Source organism: Tistrella mobilis (assembly GCF_039634785.1).
GTDB classification, from domain to species: Bacteria; Pseudomonadota; Alphaproteobacteria; order Tistrellales; family Tistrellaceae; genus Tistrella; species Tistrella mobilis.
Genome location: NZ_JBBIAB010000024.1, coordinates 45,144 through 72,017, shown reverse-complemented (window position 1 = coordinate 72,017; position 26,874 = coordinate 45,144). Strand labels below are relative to the sequence as shown.

At 67.4% G+C, this 26,874-nt stretch carries 24 protein-coding genes and 1 pseudogene; 21 read left to right on the top strand and 4 right to left on the bottom strand.

Going from position 1 to position 26,874, the window contains the following annotated elements:
- Positions 1-97: 97 nt before the first annotated feature.
- Together WI697_RS23680 and WI697_RS23675 are read right to left on the bottom strand one after the other, a co-directional pair.
- Positions 98-875 (bottom strand): annotated as a pseudogene (locus WI697_RS23680) (IS5 family transposase).
- Between the two features lie 83 nt (positions 876-958).
- Positions 959-1,723, bottom strand: a complete 765-nt coding sequence (locus WI697_RS23675) for a GntR family transcriptional regulator (RefSeq protein ID WP_345960150.1) — start codon at positions 1,721-1,723, stop codon at positions 959-961.
- A 329-nt stretch (positions 1,724-2,052) separates the two neighbouring features.
- On the opposite strand from WI697_RS23675, the gene WI697_RS23670 reads away from it, so the two are divergent.
- The 11 genes from WI697_RS23670 (at position 2,053) to WI697_RS23620 (ending at position 12,369) form a co-directional block, all read left to right on the top strand.
- Positions 2,053-3,168: a cupin domain-containing protein gene (locus WI697_RS23670; protein WP_345960149.1), complete on the top strand. Its 1,116-nt coding sequence runs from the start codon at positions 2,053-2,055 to the stop codon at positions 3,166-3,168.
- Between the two features lie 139 nt (positions 3,169-3,307).
- Positions 3,308-4,213: a fumarylacetoacetate hydrolase family protein gene (locus WI697_RS23665; protein ID WP_345960148.1), complete on the top strand. Its 906-nt coding sequence runs from the start codon at positions 3,308-3,310 to the stop codon at positions 4,211-4,213.
- Between the two features lie 139 nt (positions 4,214-4,352).
- A complete protein-coding gene (locus WI697_RS23660) occupies positions 4,353-5,540 on the top strand; it encodes an ABC transporter substrate-binding protein (protein WP_345960147.1) in 1,188 nt (395 codons plus the stop codon).
- 116 nt (positions 5,541-5,656) lie between these two features.
- Complete coding sequence (locus tag WI697_RS23655; RefSeq protein ID WP_345960146.1) at positions 5,657-6,574, top strand: branched-chain amino acid ABC transporter permease; 918 nt, start codon at positions 5,657-5,659, stop codon at positions 6,572-6,574.
- 11 nt (positions 6,575-6,585) lie between these two features.
- Complete coding sequence (locus WI697_RS23650; RefSeq protein WP_345960145.1) at positions 6,586-7,608, top strand: branched-chain amino acid ABC transporter permease; 1,023 nt, start codon at positions 6,586-6,588, stop codon at positions 7,606-7,608.
- Positions 7,601-8,368: an ABC transporter ATP-binding protein gene (locus tag WI697_RS23645; protein ID WP_062764388.1), complete on the top strand. Its 768-nt coding sequence runs from the start codon at positions 7,601-7,603 to the stop codon at positions 8,366-8,368. Before WI697_RS23650 ends, WI697_RS23645 begins: the two co-directional genes overlap by 8 nt.
- Positions 8,368-9,063, top strand: a complete 696-nt coding sequence (locus tag WI697_RS23640) for an ABC transporter ATP-binding protein (protein WP_014753204.1) — start codon at positions 8,368-8,370, stop codon at positions 9,061-9,063. The genes WI697_RS23645 and WI697_RS23640 overlap by 1 nt, the downstream gene beginning before the upstream one ends.
- A 14-nt stretch (positions 9,064-9,077) precedes the next feature.
- Positions 9,078-10,025: a carbon-nitrogen hydrolase family protein gene (locus WI697_RS23635; RefSeq protein ID WP_345960144.1), complete on the top strand. Its 948-nt coding sequence runs from the start codon at positions 9,078-9,080 to the stop codon at positions 10,023-10,025.
- Between the two features lie 12 nt (positions 10,026-10,037).
- Positions 10,038-10,682, top strand: coding sequence for a flavin reductase family protein (locus WI697_RS23630; protein WP_345960143.1), 645 nt, complete (start codon positions 10,038-10,040; stop codon positions 10,680-10,682).
- Positions 10,679-11,578 (top strand): alpha/beta hydrolase, encoded by a 900-nt coding sequence (locus tag WI697_RS23625; protein ID WP_345960142.1) that lies wholly within the window; start codon positions 10,679-10,681, stop codon positions 11,576-11,578. Before WI697_RS23630 ends, WI697_RS23625 begins: the two co-directional genes overlap by 4 nt.
- Before the next feature lie 125 nt (positions 11,579-11,703).
- Entirely contained in the window at positions 11,704-12,369 is a 666-nt protein-coding gene (locus tag WI697_RS23620) for a hypothetical protein (RefSeq protein WP_345960141.1), read from the top strand.
- A gap of 9 nt (positions 12,370-12,378) precedes the next feature.
- Here the strand turns inward: WI697_RS23620 and WI697_RS23615 are convergent, their stop codons facing one another.
- On the bottom strand, positions 12,379-13,854 hold the full coding sequence (locus WI697_RS23615; protein WP_345960140.1) for a GGDEF domain-containing protein: 1,476 nt from the start codon (positions 13,852-13,854) through the stop codon (positions 12,379-12,381).
- Positions 13,855-14,077: 223 nt separating this feature from the next.
- Between WI697_RS23615 and WI697_RS23610 the strand changes: the two genes are divergently transcribed.
- From WI697_RS23610 to WI697_RS23565, 10 genes are all read left to right on the top strand, one after another.
- The gene (locus WI697_RS23610; RefSeq protein WP_345960139.1) at positions 14,078-14,506 is read left to right on the top strand and encodes a hypothetical protein; all 429 of its coding nucleotides are present in this window, start codon (positions 14,078-14,080) and stop codon (positions 14,504-14,506) included.
- 240 nt (positions 14,507-14,746) lie between these two features.
- Positions 14,747-15,925, top strand: coding sequence for an urea ABC transporter substrate-binding protein (gene urtA, locus WI697_RS23605; protein ID WP_156503139.1), 1,179 nt, complete (start codon positions 14,747-14,749; stop codon positions 15,923-15,925).
- A 218-nt stretch (positions 15,926-16,143) separates the two neighbouring features.
- Positions 16,144-17,073, top strand: a complete 930-nt coding sequence (gene urtB, locus WI697_RS23600) for an urea ABC transporter permease subunit UrtB (RefSeq protein WP_062763754.1) — start codon at positions 16,144-16,146, stop codon at positions 17,071-17,073.
- Between the two features lie 70 nt (positions 17,074-17,143).
- Complete coding sequence (gene urtC / locus WI697_RS23595) at positions 17,144-18,262, top strand: urea ABC transporter permease subunit UrtC (RefSeq protein ID WP_345960151.1); 1,119 nt, start codon at positions 17,144-17,146, stop codon at positions 18,260-18,262.
- Positions 18,263-18,276: 14 nt separating this feature from the next.
- On the top strand, positions 18,277-19,059 hold the full coding sequence (urtD, locus tag WI697_RS23590; protein WP_345960138.1) for an urea ABC transporter ATP-binding protein UrtD: 783 nt from the start codon (positions 18,277-18,279) through the stop codon (positions 19,057-19,059).
- Between the two features lie 73 nt (positions 19,060-19,132).
- Positions 19,133-19,822 carry an urea ABC transporter ATP-binding subunit UrtE gene (urtE, locus tag WI697_RS23585; protein ID WP_345960137.1) on the top strand — a complete coding sequence of 230 codons (690 nt, stop codon included), beginning with the start codon at positions 19,133-19,135 and terminating at the stop codon, positions 19,820-19,822.
- Between the two features lie 273 nt (positions 19,823-20,095).
- Entirely contained in the window at positions 20,096-21,331 is a 1,236-nt protein-coding gene (fmdA, locus tag WI697_RS23580; protein WP_345960136.1) for a formamidase, read from the top strand.
- A 68-nt stretch (positions 21,332-21,399) separates the two neighbouring features.
- Complete coding sequence (locus WI697_RS23575; RefSeq protein WP_345960135.1) at positions 21,400-21,729, top strand: FmdB family zinc ribbon protein; 330 nt, start codon at positions 21,400-21,402, stop codon at positions 21,727-21,729.
- A gap of 112 nt (positions 21,730-21,841) precedes the next feature.
- Positions 21,842-23,065 carry a nucleotidyltransferase domain-containing protein gene (locus WI697_RS23570; protein WP_345960134.1) on the top strand — a complete coding sequence of 408 codons (1,224 nt, stop codon included), beginning with the start codon at positions 21,842-21,844 and terminating at the stop codon, positions 23,063-23,065.
- Positions 23,062-24,870: an ABC transporter ATP-binding protein gene (locus WI697_RS23565; RefSeq protein ID WP_345960133.1), complete on the top strand. Its 1,809-nt coding sequence runs from the start codon at positions 23,062-23,064 to the stop codon at positions 24,868-24,870. The genes WI697_RS23570 and WI697_RS23565 overlap by 4 nt, the downstream gene beginning before the upstream one ends.
- Here WI697_RS23565 and WI697_RS23560 read toward each other — a convergent pair.
- Complete coding sequence (locus tag WI697_RS23560; RefSeq protein WP_345960132.1) at positions 24,836-26,866, bottom strand: acyltransferase family protein; 2,031 nt, start codon at positions 26,864-26,866, stop codon at positions 24,836-24,838. The two genes, WI697_RS23565 and WI697_RS23560, sit on opposite strands and share 35 nt — an antisense overlap.
- Positions 26,867-26,874 lie beyond the last annotated feature (8 nt).

Genomic DNA, 26,874 nt, shown 5'->3' with positions numbered 1-26,874 from the left:
CCAGGCCGTTCATAAACCCGGCGGGTTTCCGTCGTCCACATTCTGTCCGCTCCCGTTTCCTCTGGCGCGGCAGAGAATCACAACGGATTCACCGGATTCAATAACCTTCCGGACGGGCTCTTAGGCACCAGATCCTCGCGGCCACGAGTTTGACGGCGGCGAGATAGTTCTCCGGTCGCTTGTCGTAGCGAGTGGCGATACCGCGGAACTGCTTGATCCGGTTGAAGAACCGTTCGACGAGGTTCCGCTGCCGATAGACCCAGCGGGAGAAAGCGAAGCTACTCTTGCGGTTGGTCTTCGGCGGAATGTTGGCCCAGGCTTCCGCTCGGCAGCCTTGGCGCGAATGGCGTTGCTGTCGTAGCCCCTGTCGGCCAGCAGGATGTCGCCTTCGCGAAGGTTGTCGATCAGCACTTCGGCCTCGGTGCAGTCGGCCACCTGACCGGCGGTCAGGCGGAGGGTGACGGGACGGCCTTCGGCATCGACGAGCGCGTGGATCTTGCTGGTGAGCCCGCCACGGGAACGTCCCATGCCGCCATCGTCTCCATCCCCCTTTTTCCCGTGGCCGCGTGCTGGTGAACGCGAACACAGGTCGAGTCGATCATGACGATATCGCCGTCGTAAGCCTTGGAAACCGCTTCGAGAAGTCGATCCCAGACACCGGCCTTCCGCCAGCGGACGAAGCGATTGTAGCAGGTGGTCGATGGGCCATAGCGTTCTGGAACGTCCGCCCAGGGGGAACTCGTTCTGAAGCGCCAGAGAATGCCGTTCAGAACGCGACGATCATCAACCCGAGGAACACCGCGCGGCTTGTTTGGCAGTAGCGGCGAGATGATCGACCATTCGTGGTCGGTGAGTTCATAGCGGCGGCGCGTCATTCAAAGCTCCCTCATTCGGAAGCCTTGAATCACAGCTGCCAAAAAACGCCAAGCGAATTTATGAGTTTACCGCCTAGCACTCTTCACTTCCGCCCGGTCTCGATCCCCAGCCGTTCGATCATCCGGCCGGTGTCGCGCAGATGGGCGGTCAGCAGCTCCACCGCGGTCGGGGCGTCGCGGGCGATGGCGGCGTCCATGATCGCCTTGTGCTCGGCCTCGATATCGCGGCCAGCTGCGCCCCCGCTACCCACCCCACCCTCGTCATCCGGGGCGGCGCCCGCGCGCATCAGGGCCGGGCGGCGGTAGCGCTCGGTCTGGACATAGAGCATTTCCGACAGCTCCCGCGTCCAGCGCGAGGGGCAGGCGGCGATCAGGGCGCGGTGAAAGGCCTGGTGGCGGCGCTCGATCTCCTCGACCGCCGGCTCGCTCGGCCAGTCGCCGGCGGCGCGCAGCCGCTTGCTGCAATGGCTGAGGGCATGGAAGGCCTGGACGATGCCGATTTCCCAATCGTCGCCGCCCCGGGCGATCGCGGCGGTCAGGGCCTCGCGCTCGATCATGATGCGGGTCTCGATCGTGTCCCACATCTCGTCGACCGACATTTCGGCGACACGGAAGCCGCGGAGCGCATAGGCCGTCACCAGCCGCTCGCTCTGCAGCCGCGCCAGCGCCTCGCGCAGCGGCGAGAAACTCAGCCCGTAGGTCTCCTTCAGATACTCGAAACGCATCGGCTGGCCCGGTGCCAGCCGGCCCGCGACGATGTCGCGGCGGATGGCGCGATAGGCCTGTTCGGCCAGCGTCTGGGCGGGCTCGGCATCGGCGTCGGCACGGATGGCGGCGGTGTCGGCCATGGCGGCTCCGGGGGTGGCGGATCGGGATGAGGCGTCGGCCCGTCGGAGCGGGCGCCCATGGGATATGAACCCGGCGCGCGATCTTGTCCAGACCGCTTTCGCAGGACGTCTCCATCCTCGCCAATCTGTATGATCGACGCAAGTCTTCAGGATTTTCGACAATCCGTTTGACTTTCTACGGACCGGATCCTAGCGTTTGAACAGGACGCAGGCCGGGGCATGAGGTTTCATCGGAACCGCGCGCCCCCCAAGGCCGCAGGAAGCCGGCGCGGGAGAGACGCCGGCATCGAACAGACGGGGAAAATCCGGTCCGCAGGGAGAACCGATCGATGCGGGAAGACATTCCCGGCCGGGCAAATGTCGCCGACACGCCCGAACTTGCCGCCTATTACGACGAACTGGCCGCCCGCGAGATGGGTGCGCTGTGGACGGTCGCCAACGAGATCGAGCCCTGGTTCCCGAAGCCGAAATCGGTGCCGGTGATCTGGCGTTGGCAGGATGTGCGGCCCTTCGTCGACCGTGCGCCCGGCCTGGTGCGGCCTGAAGACGCCGGCCGGCGGGTGGTGATGCTGGTCAATCCGGGCCGGCGCGACATCTCGGCCGCGGTGGGCCTGCTCTATACCGGCGTGCAGGTGATGGATCCGGGCGAATGCGCCAGCGCCCACCGCCATATGGCGAGCGCGCTGCGCTTCATCATGGAAGGCGCCGGCGCCTATACCATCGTCGAGGGCGAGCGGATGACCCTCGGCGCCCGCGATTTCGTTCTCACCCCCAACGGCACCTGGCACGAGCACGGCGTGGCCGAGGGCGGCACCCGCAGCATCTGGCAGGACGGGCTCGACATCCCGCTGATGAATGCGCTCGACGCCAATTTCTACGCGGTCCATCCCGATCTGCACCAGGGCGAGACCAAACCGGTCGACGGCTCGGCGGCGCTCTGGTCGGGCGGCATCATCCAGCCGACGGAGCTGCGGAAGAACTGGCAGAAACCCTGGTCGCCGGTGCTGAAATACGCCTTCGAGCCGGCCTTCGAGGCGCTGACCCGCGCCGCAAAGGTCCATGAAGGCTCCCCCTTCGACGGGGTGATCATGGAATATGTGAACCCGCTGACCGGCGGGCCGGTGATGCCGACCATCGGGGCCAGCCTGCAGCTGCTCCGCCCCGGTCAGCATACCCGTGCCCACCGCCATACCGGATCGATCGTCTATCAGGTGGCCAGGGGCCGCGGCTTCTCGGTGATCGACGGCAAGCGCTACGACTGGTCGGAGAAGGACATCTTCGTGGTGCCCTCGTGGTCGCTGCACGAGCACGGCAATGCGTCGGAGAGCGAGGAGGCCTGCCTGTTCTCGTTCAACGATCTGCCGGTGATGCGCGCGCTCGGCATCTATCACGAAGAGGCCTATACCGGCACATCCGACGGCCGCCAGGCGATCATCGCCGGCTGAGGCGCTCCCCAGACGAACATCCTCTTCCCCCCACCGGTCGCCCGCCCCCGCGCGGCCGGTCGCGGGAGGGCGCGTGCCCGCTCTCCCGCCCTCTCCCTTCCGCAACATCCCCCCACATCGACGTCTTTTCGAGGACCTGATGAAGCTCGTCACCTTTGACCGGGACGGTACGGCGCGGCTCGGTGCCGTGGCCGGCGACCTGATCGTCGACCTCTGTGCGCTGGCAACCGCCGCAGGCGAAACCTGCCCTGCAACCATGCTCGCCCTGATCGAGGCCGGCCCCGAGGCGCTGGACGGCGTGAAGCGGCTGATGGCCGCCCATGACGGCGCCTGGCCGGCCGGCACCACGGCCAGGCTGGCGGATACCCGCCTGCTCGCCCCCATCCAGCGCCTGCCCAAGGGCGTGATCGGCGTCGGCCTCAACTACTCCGAGCATGTCGAGGAGAGCAGCCGGACGATGGACACCGATCGCGACATGCCCTCGCATCCGGTGATCTTCTTCAAGCCGCCGACCGCGGTGATCGGGCCTGAGGACAGCATCGTCCACAACCAGGCCCAGACCTCGCAGCTCGACTGGGAAAGCGAGCTTGGCGTGGTGATCGGCCGCCGCTGCCGTGACGTGGCCCCGGGCGACGCGCTCGATCAGGTCTTCGGCTATACCTGCGTCAACGACATCTCGGCGCGCGACCTGCGCCATGGCGGCCAGTGGTGCTTCGCCAAGGGCCAGGACACCTTCGCGCCGATGGGCCCCTGGATCGTCACCGCCGACGAGATCGAGGATCCGCATGCCCTGCGCATCGGCCTGCGCGTCAACGGCGTCACCAAGCAGGACGGCAACACCCGCCAGATGATCTTCCGGGTGCCGGCACTGATCGCGCATCTCTCGTCGGGCATCACGCTGGAGCCCGGCGACGTGATCGCCACCGGCTCGCCGGCCGGGGTCGGCATTTCCTATGTGCCGCCGCAGTTCCTGAAGCCGGGTGACGTGGTCGAAGTGGATATCGAGAAGATCGGCGTCCTGCGCAATCAAGTCATCGCCGGCTGAGCGTTTGGTTTGCCCTCGCCGGGCGAGCGCTGCACGCGCCGCCTGTCGCCTTCCCCTCCCCGCACCCGGTGCAGGGCCGGCCGCGCGAACGAGCCGGCCCGCGCCATCCGTCTCAAGCCATGACAGGAGGCCAGACATCATGCGGACCAGGATCACCGCCTTTACGCTCGGCCTGACCGCCGCGACCGCGCTTTCGGGCGTGCTGCTCGCCGCACCGGCCGATGCCGCCGACCCGCTGCGGATCGGCTTCATCACCACCCTTTCCACCCCCGCCGGCTATATCGGCGAGGATGAGCGCGACGGCTTCAAACTCGCCATCACCCAGGAAGACGGCAAGCTCGGCGGCGTGCCGGTGGAGCTGGTGGTCGAAGACGACGCGCTGAAGCCCGCCAATGCCAAGCAGATCGCCGAGCGCATGACCGGCGAGGGCATCCGGCTGTTCACCGGCGTGAACTTCTCGAACGTGATCTCGGCCGTCGCCCCCACCGTGCTCAAGACCGGCGCCTTCTATGTCAGCCTCAACCCCGGCCCCTCGGTCTTTGCCGGGGGCGGCTGCAGCCCCAATTATTTCGTCGCCTCGTATCAGAACGACAATTTCCACGAGGCCGGCGGCCTTGCCGCGAACGAGCTGGGTTACAAGAAGGTCGTGATCCTGGCGCCGAACTATCAGGCCGGCCGCGACGCGCTGGAAGGTTTCAAGCGCACCTATAAGGGCCAGGTGGTCTCGGAGATCTACACCAAACTCGACCAGACCGATTTCTCGGTGGAACTGGCGCGGATCCGCTCGGCGGCACCGGATGCGATCTATCAGTTCCATCCGGGCGGTGCCGGCATCAACTTCGCCAAGCAGTACGCCAATTCGGGCCTCGCCAAGGAGATCCCGATGGTGCTGCCGGTATTCTCGATGGATGCGCGGATGATGGCGGCCACCGGCGATGCGGCCGAAGGCTATTACATCGCCAGCAACTGGAGCGCCGGGCTCGACAACCCCGCCAACAAGGATTTCGTCGCCGCCTTCGAGAAGACCTATGGCCGCAAGCCGACCATCTATGCCGCCCAGGCCTACGACACCGCGAAGCTGATCGCCTCGGGGCTCGACAAGGTCGATGGCGACATCGAGAAGCAGGATGCGTTCCGCGCCGCACTCAAGGCCGCCGACTTCACCTCGGTGCGCGGCAGCTTCGCCTTCGGCCAGAACCAGCACCCGATCCTCGACTGGTATCTGATGCGGGTGGAGCGCGGCGCCGACGGCCAGCTGGCCCAGACGGTGGTGCGCAAGGTGGCGACGGCCATGCAGGACGCCTATGCCGCCGAGTGCAAGATGTGACGTCGGGCAAGATATGACGTCCGGCAAGATGTGACATCCTGCTCGGGCGGCACCCGACGACCGGGCGGCGGCGCATCGCGCCGCCGCCGCACTTCCTCTCGCATGCGGAAGGGCCCATGTCCACGCTGCTGATCGAGCAGATCCTGAATGGTCTGCAATACGGCGCGATGCTGTTCCTGCTCGCTTCCGGTCTCACCCTGATCTTCGGGATCATGGGGGTGATCAATCTCACCCACGGTTCGTTCTACATGGTCGGCGCCTTCTGCGCCGCCTATGCCGCCACCGCCACCGGCTCCTTCGCCGCAGCGGTGCTGGCGGCGCTGGTCGGCGCCGGGCTGTACGGGCTGGTGATGGAGCTGGTCGTCATCCGCCGGCTGTATGCCCGCGACCATCTGGATCAGGTGCTCGCCACCTTCGGCATGATCCTGTTCACCAACGAGTTGGTGAGCGTGGTCTTCGGCCGCACACCACCCTTCATGGACATCCCGTCCTTCCTGACCGGCACCGTCGCCCTGCTGCCCGGCCTCTCCTATCCGGTGGTGCGGCTGGCCTTCATCCTGGTCGGCGCCGTGGTCGCGGTCGGGCTCTGGCTGCTGATCACCCGCACCCGGATCGGCATGCTGATCCGCGCCGGCGCCGATGACCGCGCGATGGTCGATGCGCTGGGGGTCGACATCCGCCGGCTGTTCAGCCTGGTCTTCGCGCTGGGCGCGGTGCTCTGCGGCCTTGCCGGCGTGATGACGGCTCCCCTGCTCGCGGTCGAGATCGGCATGGGAGAGCGCATCCTGATCACCACCTTCGTGGTCATCGTGGTCGGCGGGGTCGGATCCGTGCGCGGTGCGGCCGTGGGTGCGCTGATCGTCGGCATGATCGACAGCCTGGGCCGGGCCTATATCCCGATCACCCTTTACGAACTGCTGCCGCCCGAGATCGCGAGCACGCTCGCGGCCGGCCTGGTCTCTGCCAGCATCTATGTCGCCATGGCGGCGATCCTGCTGGTCCGGCCCCGCGGCCTGCTGCCCGCCCGAGGATAGGAAGGCATCCCATGTCCGACAGCCTTACCCATAGCGCGGCGGCAGCGGCCGCACCCCGCCCCGGCCCCGGGCGGCGGCTGGTGGTCCATGGCCCGGGCCTTGCCATCTTCGCCGCCATGCCCGCCATCGCCGCCGCGGCCGGCGACCCCTTCGTCGTCAGCCTGTTCACCCGCTTCCTGATCTATGCCATCGCCGCCGTGGCGCTGGATCTGGTGATGGGCTATGGCGCGCTGATCAGCTTCGGCCATGCCGCCTTTTTCGGGCTGGGCGGCTATGTCGTCGGCATCATCGCCCATCATGCCGCCGAAACCGGCACGATCTTCGGACTGGCGACCAGCAATTCGGCCCTGGTGGTCTGGCCGGTTGCGATCGGGCTGTCGGCCCTGCTGGCGCTGATCATCGGTGCCCTGTCTCTGCGCACCCAGGGTGTGCAGTTCATCATGATCACCCTCGCCTTCGGCCAGATGGTCTATTTCATGCTGGTCTCGCTGGAGGTCTATGGCGGCGATGACGGGCTGCTGATCATGGAGCGCAACACCCTGCCCGGGCTCGATCTCTCCGACCCGACGGTCTTCTATTATCTCTGCCTTGCCGTGCTCGCCTGCTGGCTGCTGCTCTGCCGGCGGCTGGTCGGGTCGCGCTTCGGCATGGTGCTGCGCGGGCTGAAGCAGAACGAGCGCCGGGCAGTCAATCTTGGCTTCGCGCCGCTGCCGCACCGCCTGGCCGCCTTCGTGATCTCGGGCGCGGGCACCGGCCTTGCCGGCGTGCTCTGGGCCAATTACGCGCTCTATGTCAGCCCCGACATGGCGGCCTGGTCCAAATCGGGCGAATTCATGTCGATCGTGATCCTGGGCGGGGTCGGCACGCTGTTCGGGCCGGTGATCGGTGCTGCGGTGTTCCTGGGCCTGGAACAGCTGCTGGCGATCTGGACCGAACACTGGATGCTGGTGATGGGGCCGGTTCTGGTGGCGGTGGTGCTGTTCGCCCGCCGCGGCCTTTATGGTTTCCTGGTCGGGGAGAGGTCCCATGACTGACGCCACTGCCGCCGAACTGCCCCGGCTGGTGATCGAGGGGCTGCACAAGCGCTTCGGCGCCGTCGCCGCCACCGCCGGTGTCGATCTGGAGGTGCGCCCGCGCGAGCTGCACGCCCTGATCGGCCCCAACGGCGCCGGCAAGACCACGCTGATTTCCCAGATCGCCGGCGAGATCTTCCCCGATCAGGGCCGGATCCTGATCGACGGCCGCGACGTCACCCGCATGGCCGCGCATGCCCGGGCCGGCCAGGGGCTGGCGCGGTCGTTCCAGATCACCCAGCTCTTCACCGATTTCACCGCCCTCGACAATGTCGCCATGGCGATCCAGGCCCGGCAGGGCGGCAACTGGCGCTGTTTCGGACAGGCCCGGCAGGACCGGAGCCTGCGCGAGCCGGCGATGACCCACCTTGCCGCGGTCGGCCTGGGTCATCGCGCCGACGAGGTGGTGGCGGATCTCGCCCATGGCGAATGCCGGCAGCTGGAACTGGCGGTGGCGCTGGCCGCCGAAGCCTCGCTGCTGCTGCTGGACGAGCCGATGGCCGGGCTCGGCCCCGAGGAGAGCCGGCAGATGACCCGGATCCTGCAGGGGCTGAAGGGCCGCTATGCCATCCTGCTGGTCGAACATGACATGGATGCGGTCTTCGCGCTGGCCGACCGGGTGACGGTGCTGGTCTATGGCCGCACCCTGTTCACCGGCACGCCCGACGAGGTCCGCGCCCATCCCGAGGTGCGGGCCGCCTATCTGGGAGACGGTGTCTGATGCTGAAGGTCGATGGTCTGGAAGCGGGCTATGGCCGCTCGCAGGTACTGTTCGGCATGACGCTGGCGGCCGAAGAGGGCGAGGTCGTCTCGCTGGTCGGCCGCAACGGCATGGGCAAGACCACCACGGTCAACACGCTGATGGGCCTGCTGCCGGTGCGCCGCGGCCGGATCGGCTTCGACGGCGCCGACATCGCCGGCCGCGCCCCCAACCGCATCGCCCGCGCGGGCATCGGCCTGGTGCCGGAAGGAAGGCGGGTCTTCGCCTCGCTGTCGGTGGAAGAAAACCTGGTCGCCACCGCCCGCCGCGGCGCCGGGGCCCGCTGGGGCCTTGCCGATGTCTTCGGCCTGTTCCCGCGCCTGCAGGAACGCCGCCGGCAATCGGCGCGCACACTGTCGGGCGGTGAACAGCAGATGCTGGCGATCGGCCGGGCGCTGCTCACCAACCCCCGCCTGCTGATCCTGGACGAGGCGACCGAGGGGCTGGCACCGATCATCCGCCAGGAGATCTGGGCCTGTCTCGGCCGGCTGAAGGCCGAGGGCCAGACCATTCTGGTGATCGACAAGAACCTGAAGGAGATGGCCCGCCTGGTCGACCGCCATCACCTGATCGAGAAAGGCCGCGTGGTCTGGGCCGGCTCCCCCGAGGCGCTGGCACGCGAACCCGATCTCGCCCATCGCCATCTCGGCCTCTGACGGAGCCTTTGCCGATGTCCTCTCCCCTCCCCTTCCTGGCCGGCGTCGCCCAGATCGGCGCCGATCCCTTCGACCCCATGGCCTCGGCCGTGAAGGTCGCCGCCACCATCCGCCGGGCCGCCGGTGACGGCGTCGCCCTGCTGGTCTTCCCCGAAGCCTGTATCGGCGGCTACCCCAAGGGCGCCAGCTTCTCGACGCCGGTCGGCATGCGCCTGCCCGAGGGCCGCGAGGCCTTTCGCCGCTATCACGAGGCGGCCATCGACCTCCACGGCCCCGAACTGGCGCTGGTGGCAGAGGCGACGGCAGAGACGGGCATGGTGGTGGTGCTGGGCGTGATCGAGCGCGACGGCGGCACGCTCTATTGCACGGCGCTCACCTTCGACGGTGAACGCGGGCTGGCCGGCCGGCACCGCAAGCTGATGCCGACGGCGGCCGAGCGGCTGATCTGGGGCTTCGGCGACGGCTCGACCATGGAGGCGGTGCCAACCCGCCTCGGTACCGTCGGCGCGGTGATCTGCTGGGAGAATTACATGCCGGCGCTGCGCATGCATATGTACGCGCAGGGCGTGACGCTCTACTGCGCGCCGACCGCGGATGATCGCGACAGCTGGCTCTCTTCCATGCGTCATATCGCACTTGAAGGTCGCTGTTTCGTGCTCACCGCCTGCCAGTTCATCCGCCGCGGCGCCTATCCCGCCGATTACGACTGCGCGCTGGGTGATGCCCCCGACACCGTGCTGATGCGCGGCGGCAGCGCCATCGTGGGGCCGCTCGGCCAGGTGCTGGCGGGGCCGGATTTCGACGGCGAGACCGTGCTCACCGCCCGCATCGACCCGGCGGAGATCCTGCGCGGCAAGTATGATTTCGATGCCACCGGCCATTACGCCCGTCCCGACATCTTCCGGCTGGAGGTCGACACGGCGGCGAAGCCCGCGGTGCTGCGCCGCGATGGTGGGCTTTGAGGGGCGGGCCGGATGGAGTTCGATTTCGCAACCCTCGATGCCGCCCACCGCTACAAGGTGCTGGCCTCCACCGTGGTGCCGCGGCCGATCGCCTGGGTGACCAGCCGGGCGCCCGACGGCACCGCCAATGCCGCCCCCTACAGCTTCTTCAACGTGATGGGCTCGAACCCGCCGGTGGTGGCGCTGGGCATCCTCGCCCGGCCCGACGGCACGCTGAAAGACACGGCGGCGAACATCGTCGCAGGGGGCGCTTTCATCGTCCATCTGGTCTCGGAAGCGCTGGCGCCGGCGATGAACCTGACCTGCATCGACGCGCCGCCCGGGGTGGACGAGATCGCGCTCGCCGGCCTCGCCACCACCCCCGGCACGAAGACCGGGCTGCCGCGGCTGGTCGATGCCCCGGTCGCCTTCGAATGCGTCAGCCGCGCCGCCATCGCCACCGGCCCGTCGCAGATGTTGGTGGTCGGCGAGGTCCTGGCCGCGCATGTCCGCGACGATGCCGTGCTCGATGCCGGCCGCTGCCATTTCGCCACCGAACGGCTGGGCCTGGTCGCGCGCATGCACGGCGCCGGCTGGTATGACCGCGCCGGCACCGACATGTTCCAGCTCGACCGGCCGGTCTGGGCCGATCACCTGCTTCCGGAGACCGCATCTTGACCGCCCTGCCGCCCACCGATCGCCTCTGGCGCGGCTTCGACCGCGCCGCCCTGGACCATCAATACGATGCCCGTGGCACCGTCGCCGATTACGAGGTCGAGGCCCGGGCCTATGCCGAAGACAGCGTCGCCGCAATGACGACCCTCGACCGGCGCGCCGATCTGGTCTTCGATCCGGCCTCGGGCGCCGCACTCGACCTCTACCCAGCCGCGGGGCCGGGGCCGCATCCGGTTTTCGTCTGGGTGCATGGCGGCTATTGGCGGGCACTCTCGAAGCAGGAGAATGCCTTCATCGCCCCGGCGCTGGTCGCCGCCGGGATCAGTGTCGCGGTGATCGACTATGCCCTCGCCCCGGCGGCGACGCTGGAAGAGATCACCCGCCAGACCCGCGCCGCGGTCGCCTGGATCCATCGCCATGCCGCCACGCATGGCATCGATGCCGGCCGGATCTTCGTCGGCGGCTCTTCGGCCGGCGGGCATCTGACCGGCATGCTGCTCGCCGCAGACGGCTGGCGGGCAGAGGCGGGGCTGCCGCAGGACGTGATCAAGGGCGCGGTGTCGCTGAGCGGGCTTTACGACCTGGAACCGGTGCGGCTCGGCCGGGTCAACGACTGGCTGGGGCTGGATGCGCCCCGCGCCCGGCGGTTGAGCCCGCTGCATCTGCTGCCCACCGATCCGGCCGATGGCTGCCCGCTGATCGTCTCTTACGGCGGATCGGAAACGGCCGAATTCAAGCGCCAGACCGACGACTATCTGGCCGCCTGGACCGGGCACGGCCATCCCGGCCGTTTCGTGGCCATGGAGGACTGCAACCATTTCGACATTGCCCGCCGGCTGGGCACCCCCGGCACACCGCTGGCCGAAGCCGCTATTCGGTTGATCCGGGGTGGGGGTTGATCCGGGGGGGGGGGCTGATCCGGGGCGGCTGACCTTGCGGAGTGGCACTGGCGGCCGGTCGCAGGCATGATGCGGGTCTGGCACGAAGATGCCCGAGAATCGCCCGGGAAGGAAAGGTCCGCATCATGATCGACTGGATGGAGAAGGCGCGCCGGCTGCAGGATTTCTACGCCGGCCGGCTGTCGGCCGACGAGGCCGAGGCCCTGCGCCGCGATCTGGGCTGGCCGGCGCTGATGCCCGCCGGTACCGCCGGGGCCGGCATGCAGGATGCCTGGACCCGCGGCATGGCCGCCAACAAGGCGATGTTCGAGGCGATGACCGCAGCCCCCGGCGGCCTGCCCGATCCGGCCCGGATGGGAGCCGCCGCCATGGCCATGGCGGCGGCGGCAGCCCCGGCGATGGAAGCCTGGCGCCAGGCGGCCGCCGGCACGCTGCGCGGCTTCGGCGGGTTCGAGACCACCGCGCCGCCGGCGCCCGACACACAGAAGCCCGACACACAAAAGCCCGAGACAAAGACGGCCGAGACGCCGGCGGCAAAGCGAGAGGCGGCACCGGCTGCGAAGCCTGAGCCGACCCCCGCCGCCGAGATCGAAACCCGGCGTCAACAGCTGGACGCGCTAAACCGCGATCTTCAATCCGCGGTCGAAGACCTGCGGCGTCTTCAGGAGGATCCGAAGGCGGATCCCGATGCCGTTGCCGCCATCGTGCAGCGGCTTCAGCAACTGAACGCCGCAGCAACCGGCGCGATGCAGGCCTATCGTGATGCACTCGCGGCCGCGGGCACTGCCTGATCGCGGCGGTCAGGCCATCTCCACCCGGTTGCGGCCGTTCTGCTTGGCGCGGTACATGGCGCGATCGGCCGCGGCAAGCGCCGCCTCCAGCCCGGTGCCGTCGGGCGTGACCAGCGCCACCCCCAGGCTGGCCGATCCGCAATAGGTCTCGTCGCCGGGCCCGAGCGGCACCTCGACGCTGCGGATGGCATCGAGCAGCCGCACGGCGATCCTCCGCGCCTCCACCCCGTCGACATCGGCCAGCAGCACGGCGAATTCCTCGCCGCCGATCCGGCCCAGCAGATCCTCGCGGCGCAGGCTTGCCTGCATCACACCCGCCAGCCTGGCCAGCACCCGGTCGCCGGCCGGATGCCCCCAGTTGTCGTTGACCCGCTTGAAATGATCGGCATCGACGGTGATCACCGCGGCCGGCCGGCCCTCCCCGGCCAGACGGTCGGTCAACGCCCGCGCCTTCTCCATGAAGGCAGCACGCGCCAGCGTGCCAGTCAGCCCGTCATGGGTGGCGGCATGATGCAGGCGTCCCATCAGCTCTTCGCGGCTGGCGGTGACCGCGACCACGGTGAGCGGCGCCAGCGCGGTGAGGGTGATGCCGATGCGGATCGAGATCATGTCCTCGCGCGGGATCGCGGGTGCGAGGTGCACATGCCCCGCCGACACCATCAGCACCATGGCGAGCGCCGAAACCAGAACCAGTACCGCGGTGCCGAACGGCCGGTAGCGCAGCGCGCACCAGAGCAGCGCCGGCACCGGAAAGGTCAGCGCGCCGGCACCGCCGACCAGCACGGTGGCGAGCAGCGACAGGGCGAGCGCCGCCGCCGGCGCCCAACGCCAGGGGTCGGTCTCCGCGGGATGCTGGATCGGCGGCCGGCGCCGGCGTTCGGGGCGGGGCGGCAGGGCCGGGGGCACGGATGGCGCGCCCAGCCGCTCGGGCATGGTCAGGATCACCGGCAGGATGGCCATCACGTTCAGCAGATCGGCACCGAACCAGTTGCCGAAGGCCTCGACCGGCGAGCGGCCGAACAGCACGGCCTCGGCCTGGCACCCCAGCCCGGCACCGACGGTCGCGACCGCCAGCGCCGTGCCCGCCAGCGCCAACACCCCGGACGACCGGGTGAGCGCCAGCTGCGCAGGCGTGAGCCGCCGGAGCAGCAGCACCCCCACCGCAACCCCGGCCATGTTGGCCGCCGTCATCCACAGGCTGACATCCAGCGGCGATCCGGTAAGACAATCGGCCAGCACATAGCCGGCCGCCGCCCCGATCCACCCCGCAGGGCCCGCCATCCCCTTCCAGCGCAGCATCAGGCCCAGCAGGATGGCATTGGCCGGCCAGACCGCCGCAAGAAAGCCCACCGGGCGGGTGAAGATCCCGAACAGCGCCGCGATGAAGATGATCAGAAACACGATCCCCGCCCGGGCGACATGGCGGCGCCAGACCGGCAGGAGCCCGCCCGGCGGCCCCGATATCGTCGTCCCCTGCGGCGGCATCGTCCCCATCCCCCTTGTCCGCTGCGGTCGTATAGCGGGGCGTTCTTATCATCGTTTCAGGCAACTTGCCAAAAGCCAGTTGATCCGTCACCGCCTGAATGTGACGGCTTGCCTGGCACGGGTGCCCGCCGGGCCACAGACCGGCTGGTGCGCCGGCACGGCGGCGCGCATGATGTGCTGCAGATCGCGACACTGCAGCAGCCCTGAAGGGATGAACCGCATCATGAACGACGTCACCCGCATGATCCGCCTGCGCGACTACTATGATGGGAAGCTGACCGACAGCGAGGCCGAGGCATTGACGCGCGAGATCGGCGTCAAACGCCTGCCGCCCCGCGATCCGCGCAAGGATGCCGTGACCAACGCCCTGCTGGCGCTGAATGCCATGGGCGACGAGCTCTGGCTGAAGGCGCAGCAGGAAAAGGGGCGCCAGCTGCGCGAGGCCCGCCGAAACCCGCCCGCAGCCGCCAGCCCCCTTGACCATGGCCCTGACCATGGCCCTGACCATAGCCCTGGCCCGGCCCCCGCCCGCCCCGCCGAACAGCCGTTCGGGGGCGAGCGCCCGGATGTCGACAAACTGCTGGCCGACGCCCGGCGCGATGCCGAAGCCCTGATCGCGCGCTTCCGGGCCGGTCAGAAGGATGGCGGCTGATCGGGTTTCTTTCGCAACTGCGTAATCCTGCGTACGCAGCCCGCCGTATTTTCGCAGCGCAGCAAATCCCCGACCATTCGATGGCGCGATGCGGACCGTTCCCCCGGCGGCCGTGTCCCGAAGCTCCATCGATCAGGAGGGGACATGACCCTGACCCATTCAGCGGGCCACGCGCCCCGGTTCGGCCTGAAGCGGCTGGCGGCCGCGGTGGCCGTGTCCGTCACCACCTCGCTGGCCGCCATGGCCGGCATCGGCGGCGGCGTCGCGCAGGCGGCGCCGGCCACCGCCGAGGTCAACACCACGGGCCTGGCCGTCACCGATACCGAGGTCACCGTCGGCATCCTGCACTCGGTCACCGGCACCATGGCGATCTCGGAAACCGGGTCGGTTCAGGCGGAAAAGCTCGCCATCGAGCAGATCAACGCCTCGGGCGGCATCCTGGGCCGGCAGATCAAGATCATCCAGGAAGACGGCGCCAGCGACTGGCCGACCTTCGCCGAGAAGGCCCGCAAGCTGCTGGTCAACGACAAGACCGCGGCGGTGTTCGGCTGCTGGACCTCGGCCAGCCGCAAGGCGGTGCTGCCGGTGTTCGAAAAGGAAAACGGCCTGCTCTACTACCCGACCTTCTATGAAGGCCTGGAGCAGTCGCCCAACGTGTTCTACACCGGCCAGGAAGCCACCCAGCAGATTCTGGCGGGCATCGACTGGGTGATGAAGGACAAGGGTGCCAAGTCGTTCTATCTGCTCGGCTCCGACTATATCTGGCCGCGCACCTCGAACAAGATCGCCCGCAAGCATATCGAGATGAACGGCGCCCAGGTTCTGGGTGAGGAATACTTCCCGCTGGGCCACACCCAGTTCAATTCGGTCATCAACAAGATCAAGCTGCGCAAGCCCGACGTGATCTACGCCATCATCGTCGGCGGCAGCAACGTCGCCTTCTACAAGCAGCTCAAGGCCGCCGGTATCGACCTCAGCAAGCAGACCCTGCTGACCATCTCGGTCACCGAGGACGAGGTCCGCGGCATCGGCGGCGAGAACATCGCCGGCGCCTATGCGGCGATGAAGTACTTCCAGTCGCTCGACAACGAGAACAACAAGGCGTTCGTCAAGGCCTTCAAGGACATGTGGGGCCAGGACATGGTGATCGGCGACGTCACCCAGGCCGCCTATCTGGGCCCCTGGCTGTGGAAGGCCGCGGTCGAAAAGGCCGGTTCCTTCGACGTCGACAAGGTCCGCGAGGCCTCGCCCGGGATCGAGCTGACCACCGCGCCCGAAGGCTATGTCAAGATCCACCCGAACCATCATCTGTGGAGCAAGACCCGCATCGGCCTCGCCAAGCCCGACGGCCAGTTCGAGGTGCTCTACGAAACCGCCGAGCTGATGGAGCCCGATCCCTTCCCCAAGGGCTATCAGTAAGGCGCGGGCCGGCGGCAGGGCGCAGGCAGTGCTTCCCCCTGCCCGCGCCTGCCGCCGCAACCGGCCGAAGCCGCTCCCTTCGCTCCCGCGCCTGCCCCCTCACGCTCTCCCCCTCACGCTCTCCTCCTCCCGCTCTCCCCCACCCGTTCCTGTCCATCCCACCACGGCGCGCGCCGCCCCGATCGGGGCGCTGCCGCCGTCCGTCCGGGAGGTGTCGCATGTTCGACGGCTACACGGCGTCCGAGCTGGTCTCGATCCTGGCCATGCAGGGTTTCGCCGGCCTGATCCTCTTCTCCGTCTTCCTGCTGATGGCGCTGGGTCTCGCGATCATCTTCGGCCAGATGGGCGTCATCAACATGGCGCATGGCGAATTCATGATCCTCGGCGCCTACATGACCTATCTCACCTCGCATCTGGTTCAGGACTACGCGCCCGGCCTGTTCGGGGGCTATTTCTTCCTGGCCATGATCGTGGCCTTCATCGTCGCGGGCGCGCTGGGCCTGCTGCTGGAATGGGCGCTGATCCGCCATCTCTACCGGCGACCGCTCGACACGCTGCTTGCCACCTGGGGCGTGTCGCTGATCCTGCAGCAGCTCTACCGCTCGATCTTCGGCGCCCGCGAGGTGGGCGTCACCCTGCCCGACTGGATGATGGGCGCGATGTCGCTCACCGACACGATCGAAGTGCCGATCAACGGCCTGTTCGTGATGGCGCTGACGCTGGTCATCTCGGGCATCGTCTTCCTGCTGATGTTCCGCTCCTCCTGGGGGCTGCAGGTGCGCGCAGTCACCCAGAACCGGGTGATGGCGGGTGCCGCCGGCATCAACGGCCGCCGGGTCGACGCCATGACCTTCGCCCTCGGCTGCGGCATCGCCGGCGTCGCGGGTTCGGCCTTCACCATGATCGGCTCCACCGGCCCCACCTCGGGCCAGCTCTACATCGTCGACACCTTCCTGGTGGTGGTCTTCGGCGGCGCACAGAGCCTGCTCGGCACCATCGCCTCGGCCCTGACCATCTCGCAGTCGCAGTCGACGCTGGAATTCTTCCTCTCGGGCAGCATGGCCAAGGTGTTCACGCTGCTGGTCGTGGTGCTGATCCTGCTGGTCCGGCCGCAGGGGCTGTTCGTCCTCAAAGTGCGAAAGGCCTGATGCGATGACCGATACGACGACCCGGACCGCCACCTCACCCGCCATTCCCACCCCGTCCCGTCTGGCGCTGATGCTGGGCACGAAGCGGGACATGATCGGCCTTTTGCTCTTCGCCGTGTTCATCCTGGTCGTGCTGCCGCTCGGCCTCGATCTCTTCCGGCTCAACAATATCGGCAAATACCTCACCTATGCCTTCGTGGCGGTGGGCCTGGTGCTGTGCTGGGGGCTGGGCGGCGTGCTGTCGCTGGGCCAGGGGGTGTTCTTCGGCCTCGGCGGCTATGCGATGGCCATGTTCCTGAAGCTCGAAGCCTCGTCGCCCGAAGCCACCGCCATCCAGTCCACCCCCGGCATCCCCGATTTCATGGACTGGAACCAGCTGACCGCCCTGCCCTGGTTCTGGGAACCCTTCCACAACCTGGCCTTCACCATCATCGCGGTCGTGGCCGTGCCCACCATCTTCGCCTTCTTCCTGGGGACCATGCTGTTCCGGCGGCGGGTGGGCGGCGTCTATTTCGCGATCATCACCCAGGCCGTCGCCTCGATCCTCACCATCCTGATCATCGGCCAGCAGGGGCTGACCGGCGGCATCAACGGCATCACCGATCTGCGCACCCTGCTCGGCTGGGACATCCGCACCGATGCCGCGAAATACATCCTCTATTACGTCAATGGCGGGCTGCTGATCCTGGTCATCCTGGCGGCACAGTTCATCAAGAACGGCAAGATCGGCCGCATCCTGGTGGCGCTGCGCGACAAGGAAGACCGGGTCCGCTTCACCGGCTACGACGTCGCGGCCTACAAGACCTTCGTCTTCTGCATCGCCGCCGCCTTCTCGGGCATCGGCGGGGCCATGTTCACCCTGCAGGTCGGCTTCATGTCGCCCAGTTTCGTGGGCATCGTGCCGTCGATCGAAATGGTGGTGTTCTGTGCGCTCGGCGGGCGGCTGTCGCTGCTGGGTGCCGCCTATGGCGCGCTGATCGTCAACTACGCCAAGACCAGCTTCTCGGAAAGCTTCCCCGAACTCTGGCTCTTCGCCATGGGCGCCCTCTTCATCGGCGTGGTCGTGGCCTTCCCCACGGGGCTGGCCGGCCTCTGGCAGCAATATGTTCAGCCGCTGATCGGCCGCGCGCTCACCCGCCGCAGCCCCACCGCCCCCGCGGGCCCCGCAGCACCGGCACCGGGCGAGTGAAGGAGATCCGATCGATGAATGCAGCCACAGCCACCAGTGCCGTCGGCGTCTCCGCCACCAACAATGATTTCCTGCTCGCGGTCGAAGGTCTCACCGTCTCCTTCGACGGATTCAAGGCGGTCGACGACCTCTCTTTCTATGTCGACCGCGACGAGATCCGGGTGATCATCGGCCCCAACGGTGCCGGCAAGACCACGGTGCTCGACCTGATCTGCGGCAAGACCCGGGCAACCGCCGGCTCGATCCGGTTCGAGGGCCGGGAACTGACGAAGATGTCCGAGCACGAAATCGTCCGGGCCGGCGTCGGCCGCAAGTTCCAGACCCCGTCGATCTACGAGGACCTGACCGTCTTCGAGAACCTGGAACTCTCCATGCCCGGCACCCGCCATGTTTTCAAGGCGCTGGGCTTCCGGCGCGACCGGGCGGTGGTGGAGCGGGTGACCCGGATCGCGGAAGAGATCTTCCTGGCCGACCAGCTCACCCGCCGCGGCGACGAGCTGGCCCACGGTCAGAAGCAGTGGCTGGAAATCGGCATGCTGCTGATCCAGGACCCGGCCCTGCTGATGCTCGACGAGCCGGTGGCGGGGATGAGCGTCGCCGAACGCGCCAAGACCGCCGACCTGCTCAACCGCATCACCCGCGGCCGGTCGGTGATCGTCATCGAGCACGACATGAACTTCGTCAAGGACATCGCCCACAAGGTGACCGTGCTCCACCAGGGCCGGATCCTGTCGGAGGGCGATATCGACAAGGTGCAGTCGGACCCGAAGGTCATCGAGGTCTATCTCGGGCATTGATCGCGCGTCACGCGATCCGGATCGCTCGTACCATAACCGCACATGTGCATGAATTGCCCGAGGGAGATCCGCCATGTTGACCGTCGATGACCTCACCGTCGCCTATGGCCAGTCGGAAGTGCTCCACGGCCTCAGCCTGACTGCCGCAAAGGCCGAGATCGTCGCCGTGATGGGCCGCAACGGCATGGGCAAGACCACGCTGATGAAATCCCTGATCGGCATCCTGCCGGCGCGCGGCGGCCGGATCCGGCTGGGACAGGCCGAGCTGGTCGGCACCGAACCCCATCAGCGGGTGCGCGAGGGCCTGGCCTTCGTGCCGCAGGGCCGGATGATCTTTCCCACCCTGACGGTGGAAGAGAACATCCGCACCGGCCTGGTCGCCCGCGGCCGGCGCCACATTCCCGACGACATCTACAGCCTGTTCCCCGTGCTGCACGAGATGCGCCGCCGGCGCGGCGGCAATCTTTCGGGCGGCCAGCAGCAGCAGCTCGCCATCGCCCGGGCGCTGGTCACCGAGCCCCGGGTGCTGCTGCTCGACGAGCCGACCGAGGGCATCCAGCCCTCGATCATCAAGGACATGGCGCGGTCGCTGCGCGAGATCCGCGACATGATGAACCTCACCATCCTGGTCTCGGAACAGGTGCTGAGCTTCGCGCTAGACGTCGCCGACCGCTTCCTGGTGATCGAAAACGGCCGCCTGGTCCACGAAGACCGCCGCGCCGACGTCAATGAGGCCCGCATTTCCGCCTATCTATCCGTTTAGCCCTCTGCCCAAGCGGGCGCATCCGCGCCCTTGGCCGCCGCCTCAATGGCGGGAGTCTGTTAGTCCCTCGCCGGGCGGCCACTGCCGTGGCCTTGGCCGCCGCCTCAATGGCGGGAGTCTGTTAGTCCCTCGCCGGGCGGCCACTGCCGTGGCCTTGGCCGCCGCCTCAATGGCGGCTTCGGTGGCCGGAACCGGCCACCGCCCCATCACGGCCCGATCCCCCGTCTTCCCGCCTTTTTTCGTCCCGCAATCCGATCAGAAACGGAGCGCCGCATGACTGAAACGCTCGTCAAGGTGGATCTTTCGTCTTCGGCCTATGAGAACGAGAACGTCCACAATCGCTGGCACCCGGATATTCCGATGATCGCCTGGGTCAAGCCCGGCGAGGACTTCATCCTGGAGTGCTATGACTGGACCGGTGGTCAGATCAAGAATGATGACGACGCAGCCGATATCCGCGACGTCGACCTCAGTCAGGTGCATTTCCTGTCGGGCCCGGTGGGTGTGAAGGGTGCGGAGCCCGGCGACCTGCTGGTTGTCGAGATCCTCGACATCGGCACGCTCGACGGCGCGCGCTGGGGCTTCAACGGCGTGTTCGCCAAGGAAAACGGTGGCGGTTTCCTGACCGAGCATTTCCCCGACGCCCGCAAGTCGATCTGGGATTTCGAGGGCCTGTTCGCGAAATCGCGCCACATCCCGGGCGTGCGCTTCGCCGGGCTGATCCATCCGGGCCTGATCGGCTGCCTGCCCTCGCCGGATCTGCTCGACACCTGGAACACGCGTGAGAAGGCGCTGTTCGACACCGATCCCACCCGCGTGCCGGGCCTGGCCAACCTGCCTTATGCGCCCACCGCCCATATGGGCCGGCTGAAGGGCTCCGCCGCCGAGACCGCGGCCGCAACCGGTGCCCGCACCGTGCCGCCGCGCGAACATGGCGGCAATTGCGACATCAAGGATCTGTCGCGCGGCTGCAAGATCTATTTCCCGGTCTATGTCGACGGTGCCGGCCTGTCGATGGGCGACCTTCATTTCAGCCAGGGCGACGGCGAGATCACCTTCTGCGGTGCGATCGAGATGCCCGGCTGGGCGCATCTGAAGGTCGATCTGATCAAGGGCGGCTGCGCGAAATACGGGATCAGGAATCCGATCTTCAAGCCGAGCCCGATCAAGCCGACCTATAACGACTATCTGATCTTCGAGGGCATTTCGGTCGACGAGGCCGGCAAACAGCACTATCTCGACGTCCACATCGCCTATCGCCAGGCCTGCCTGAACGCGATCGAATACCTGACCAAATTCGGCTATTCGCGCGGCCAGGCCTATTCGATCCTGGGCACCGCCCCGGTCGAGGGCAAGATTTCGGGCGTGGTCGACGTGCCCAATGCCTGCGCCACCCTGTTCCTGCCGACCGAGATCTTCGATTTCGACATCTCGCCCACGGCATCCGGGCCCTTCAAGGGTGTGGAGGGCGCCGAACTGCCGATCGCCTTCTGGAAGGACAAGGCCTGATCCCACCCGGCATCGGCCGGCCTGTCGCCGGCCGGTGCCTCGTGCTACGAACGACCGGAGACGCCCCCATGCCGCTCTATGATTACGCCTGCCCGGCCTGCGCCACCGAATTCGACGCCTTCCGGCCGATGTCCGATGCCGCACGCCCCAGCCCCTGCCCCGCCTGCGGCACCGCCGCGCCGCGCCGCATCTCGGCCCCGCGCCTCGCCGGCCTGTCGAAAGCGGCACGCGCCGCCCACGCGACCAATGAACGCGCATCGCACGAACCCCGCCGCAGCTCCCATGTCTGCGGCCCCGGCTGCAGCCATGGCGGCGGATCGAAGGGCTTCTCCGCGGTCGCGGAAAAGCCGGCCATGAAGACCTTTCCGGCGAAGCGGCCGTGGATGTTCAGCCACTGACCACCGGGCGCAGGTTCTGCAGATACGCCACCTCCCCCCTTGCCCCTGCCGCCCTCTTCGGCGAAAGTTGCGCCGCAACAGGCCATGGCGGCCGGTCAACGGGGACAGGTGGATGACGGAAAGCGGGATCGATCCCGGATTGGCGGCCCTGGCCGTGGCGGTCGCGCAGGGCATCGGCGGCCCGGTGGCGGCGGCGGCGCGGCCGGTCGATCTGGGGCCCGGAGGGCCGCTTGGCGACTGGACGGAAACTGCCCGGCTGATTGCACGCCATCGCGTCCAGGGGCTGGCCTCGCCCACCCTGTTGAAGGTGTCGGGCGGTGCCATGCCGGTCGATCTGAAAACCAGTCTGATTCGGGCGACCATGCTGGCCGTGCAGGCCCAGCGCAAGCAGATGGATCTGCTGCTGCGCGTGCTGACGGCGCTGCAACAGCACGGAATCCGGGCGATTGCGCTGAAAGGGGCGATGCTGGGACACCGGTTCATGGCGCGACCGGAACTCAGACTGTCCAACGATCTCGATGTGCTCGTCGACCCGCAACGGATCGACGAGGCCGAGGCGGTGATCACCGGCTTCGGCTATACCCGGCATCTTCCACCGGCCAGCTGGCGTCCGGCCTGGGTGGCGCATTACCGCAAATGGCGGAAGGACTCGGCCTTCCTGCCACAGGATGGCGGCCCGATGATCGAATGCCATTGGCGGATCTTTGACAACCAAAGGCTGTTGCCGTTCGACTTCGAGATGCTGTGGCGTGGCCGGCATGTCGAAGTGGTGAACGATGTCGAAATCCCGATGGTGGGCAATCTCCAGCAGCTGGTCTATCTGGCGGTGCACGGCGCTTACCATGCCTGGTTCCGGCTGAAATGGGTGGCTGATTTCGCCGCGGTTTTCTGTGCCACGCCGCCCGAAGACCGCAGGGCCGCGGCAGCGCTTGCCCGGGAACAGGGTGTCGGCCCGGTCTTCGACCATGCGCTGTCGCTCGCCCATCGTCTCTTCGCCATACCGCTGACGGCCGAAGAGACAGACCGCGTCGCCCGCGCCCCCCGGCGGGAAGCGCTCGACGGCTTCGCGCTGGAGGCGCTGCACCACCACGACGCCTCGGCGGTGGGCCTCGCCGTGGACCGGCGCTTCGCGCTCCGCATGGTTCTGCACAGCTACCGGCTGCGGCGCGAACCAGGATTTCTGGCGGCCCAGATCATCATGGATCTCAACTTCCCCGGCGGCCTCGAAAGCTCCGGTCTCGGCGATCGCTGGCTCTGGCTCTACCCGGCGGTTCGCGGCTGGCGATCGGCCCGCCACCATATCGCCCACCGCCTGGGACGGCAGGCCCGGGCATGACCATGACCTCAGGCGCGGCGTTCCGCGATCTCATCCGCCGCATGGTCCGAGCCGGCGGACGCCGCCGCGTCGCGAAGCTCGCCGGCCTTCAGCTGGGTGCGGCGGTATCCGAAAGCCTGGGTCTCGCCATGCTGCTGCCGCTGCTGCGCATGATCCAGCTGCCGGGCGGCGATGCACCGGCAGAGCTGGGCGAAAGTGCCGGCACCGGCTTCGCGCCGCTGGATCGGCTGATCGGGGCATTGGACCCCGCTGCAGGGCTGATCGCGGTGCTGCTTGTCTTCGTCTTCCTGACCGTGATCCGCGGCCTGCTGCTCTATGGTCGCGAGGTCCACAGCTTTCATCTGACGGTCGATCTGGCGGCCCAGTTGCGGGCTGACCTGTTCGGCGCCGCTGCCCGTGCTCCGTGGCGGGTTCTCGCCTCGGAACCCCGTGGCCATCTGCTTGGCCTGCTGACCACCGAGGTCGACCGGATCGTGACCGGCACGGTCATGCTCCTCAGGCTCCCCGCCCTCGGTGTGATGGCCGTGGCGCAGATCACCGTCGCCGCGCTGATCAGCCCGACCCTCACCCTGGCGGCACTGGCGATCGGCGGTCTGAGCGGGGTTGCCGTCCGCCGCCGCTCCAGATCGAGCTTCGCGCAAGGCACGCGGCAGACCGGCCTGCACGCCGCCGCCTCCCGCGAAGTCCGCGACTTCCTGGACGGGCTCAAGCCCGCCAAGGGCCAGGGCGTGGAAGCACGGCACGCCGCCGTCTCGGCGACTGCGCTCCGCGAGACGGGGCTTGGCATGCTGTCCTTCGTCCGGGCAAGCGCCAACGCCCGGCTGATGATGCAGGTGGTGGGCGTCATTGCCCTGTCGGGCCTGGTGGTGATGGGCGCGCTGATCCTGAAGGTGCCCGGCCCCGAGCTGATCCTGCTTGCGGTGATCTGCGGCCGCCTGCTCCCCATGGCACAGGAATTCCAGCAATCGGCCCAGAGGGTCGCGCATATGCTGCCGGCGCTGGTGGCGGTGAACGCCGCCGCCGCCCGCCTGGCCCGCCAGGCGGGACCGGCGGTTGCCCGTCCGGCACTGTCCGCTGCCGATCATGCCCCCGAAATCCGGCTGAAGGGCGTGAGGCTCAGCCATCCGGGCGACCCCTCGGCGCCCGAGACGAGCGGCAGCCAGACGGTGCTCGACTGCGTCGATGCCAGCTTCCCGGCCGGCAGCGTCACCGCGATCATCGGCCCGTCGGGTGCCGGCAAGACCACGCTGATCGATCTGCTGCTCGGTCTTCTGCCACCGGATGACGGCACCGTCACCTTCGACGGCCGGCCGCTCGACGAAGCCCTTGCCGCGGCCTGGCGGCCACGCGCCGGCTGGGTCCCGCAGGAGACCTTCCTGACCGATGCCAGCCTGCGCCAGAATCTGCTCTGGTCCGCCGATCCCGAGCGCCATGCCACCGATGATGCAGCGCTGATGACGGCGATAGAGGCGGCCGGGCTGGCACCGGTGGTCGCCGGACTGCCCGACGGGCTGGACACGCCGCTCGGCGATCGCGGCAGCCGGCTTTCGGGCGGCGAACGCCAAAGGGTGACGATCGCCCGCGCCCTGATCCGCCGGCCGCGGCTGCTGCTGCTCGACGAACCGTCGAGCGCGCTCGATGCCGAAACCGAACAGCGTCTCTGCGCCACCCTGGCCGCACTCAAGGGGCAGACGACGGTGGTGGTGATCACCCATCGCCCGGCCATCCTGGAGGTCGCCGATCAGGTATTGCGGCTTGAAGAGGGACGGGTCACCGCATCGGCCGGACCTTTGCCTCACTCTTGAATACCGCGGTCATCAATGCGTCGAACATCGGGGCCAGCACCTTTCCGCCGCTCTTGGAGAGGTGATTATCGTCCTGATACAGACTTTGGCCCTTATCATCAATCATCGGACACAGATCGTCTGGTACACACAACCATCGGGCCGGATCAAGCACGCGTGCTCTGCCGGCTGCCGCCCGGTCAATGACCTGTTCAACCGGCGCGTTGACCCTGCGGTGAACCTCGAGGGGTTTACCTGCATGCCTTGGATTGCCGCCATCGCGTATGATGGCCGCCAAAGCCCGGGGAGGATGGGCGAGCATGAGCGGTACCTGTTTCATGATCGCCACTTCGACGCCCATATCGCGGAAAATGGTGAGCGCGTGATCCAGGACCGCACCAAGTTCCGCGGCCCGGTGGCTCTGTTCAGCCTTCGTCAGTACCGGCAGACCCAGGGTCTCATCCACGCCGCCCGGCTCGGCGCCGATGACCCATCTGTCCCAGCGGCTCGCCAGAATCACCAGCCGCACATCATGACGCCGTATCACGGCCCCCAGTTCCGCCAGAGTGAGATTGCACCACCGATCCTCTTTCAGTGCCGGAACCGGGCAGCGTTGACGATTGACATAAACACCGACCCCCATTTCTCTCGCAACCTCTGCGACCGCAGGCCAGACCATGCCCGCATGGCTGTCACCGAACAGCAGAACGCTCCCCCGGGCCGGTACACCGGCTTCTACCTCGCAAAACGGCGTATACCAGAGTTCATCACTCCAATGGCGGCAACGATTTGCCGGCTCAATTTCAGCCTGTAGAAGAGCCGCCTCGGCCGGTGGATAACGCCGCACCAGATCCATGTCCATAGCCAGAGCATAGGATACCAGAGCCAGGACAGACACCGTCATGACCGTCAGGAAACGCCGGCTCTTGACCAACAATTGCCGCTGACGGAACGGGCGCTCGACGTAGCGCCAGCTCATCCAGGCGATAGGGAAACACAAAAAACCCACCACTGCAGTCGCGGTTGAGCTGAGTGGCGGGGCGGCCCAGGGGAGAGAGAGATCAGCATCGAGATAGCGGGCAAATACAATAAGAGGCCAGTGCCAGAGATAAAGACTATAGGAAATGAGGCCCACGAACACCATCGGGCGCATGGCCAGCACCCGTCCGACAAAGGTTGGCGTCGGAGTCTGTCCGGCCCGGAGGACGAGCATGGTACCGACGACGGGGAGCAGAGCCGCCAGTCCCGGAAACGACATGTGCGCATGAAAGGCGATCATGGCCATCAGGATGACCAGAAAGCCGACGAGAGCCTGTGCCTCCCGTCGCAGAATCGCTGTACGCCCTGAGGGTCGGACAGCGGGCAGCACAGCGAGCCATCCTCCGGCCAGCAGTTCCCACAGGCGCCCGGGCAGCAGATAGAATGCCGCGCGCATGTCGCTCCGGACGAGCACCTCCGCAATCATGATGCCGGCCCCGCAGCCCAGCGACAGCCATATCAGTCGCCGACGTGGCGACGCCTGAAACAGAGGGAGCAACAGTAACGGATAGATCAGATAGAACTGCTCTTCCACTGCCAGAGACCAGGTATGTAGAAGCGGCATCAACTCGGTATGGGGAGAGAAATAGGGATCCTGCCGGTAGAAGAAAAAATTACCCATCGACAGGGCCTGCATAAGCAGTGACCTGAAATGAGACCGAAATTCAAGTGGATAAAGCATAAGATAGGCGGCAACTGCGGTTGCCACCAGCATGACCAACATCGCCGGCATAAGTCGACGAAACCGTCGCAGCCAGAAATTGCCGAAACGAAACGATTCTGCGCGCGCCTCTCGCAGTATAAGACAAGTAATCAGATAACCGGATATGACAAAAAATACATCAACGCCGACGAATCCTCCGCTAAACAAGGGAAGATCAAGGTGATAAGCCATTACACCGAGGACGGCGATCGCTCTCAGGCCATCAATATCCGGCCGGTAGCCGTCACTCCCCACCAAGTTCGTGTCGCTCTGCACGTTTGCCG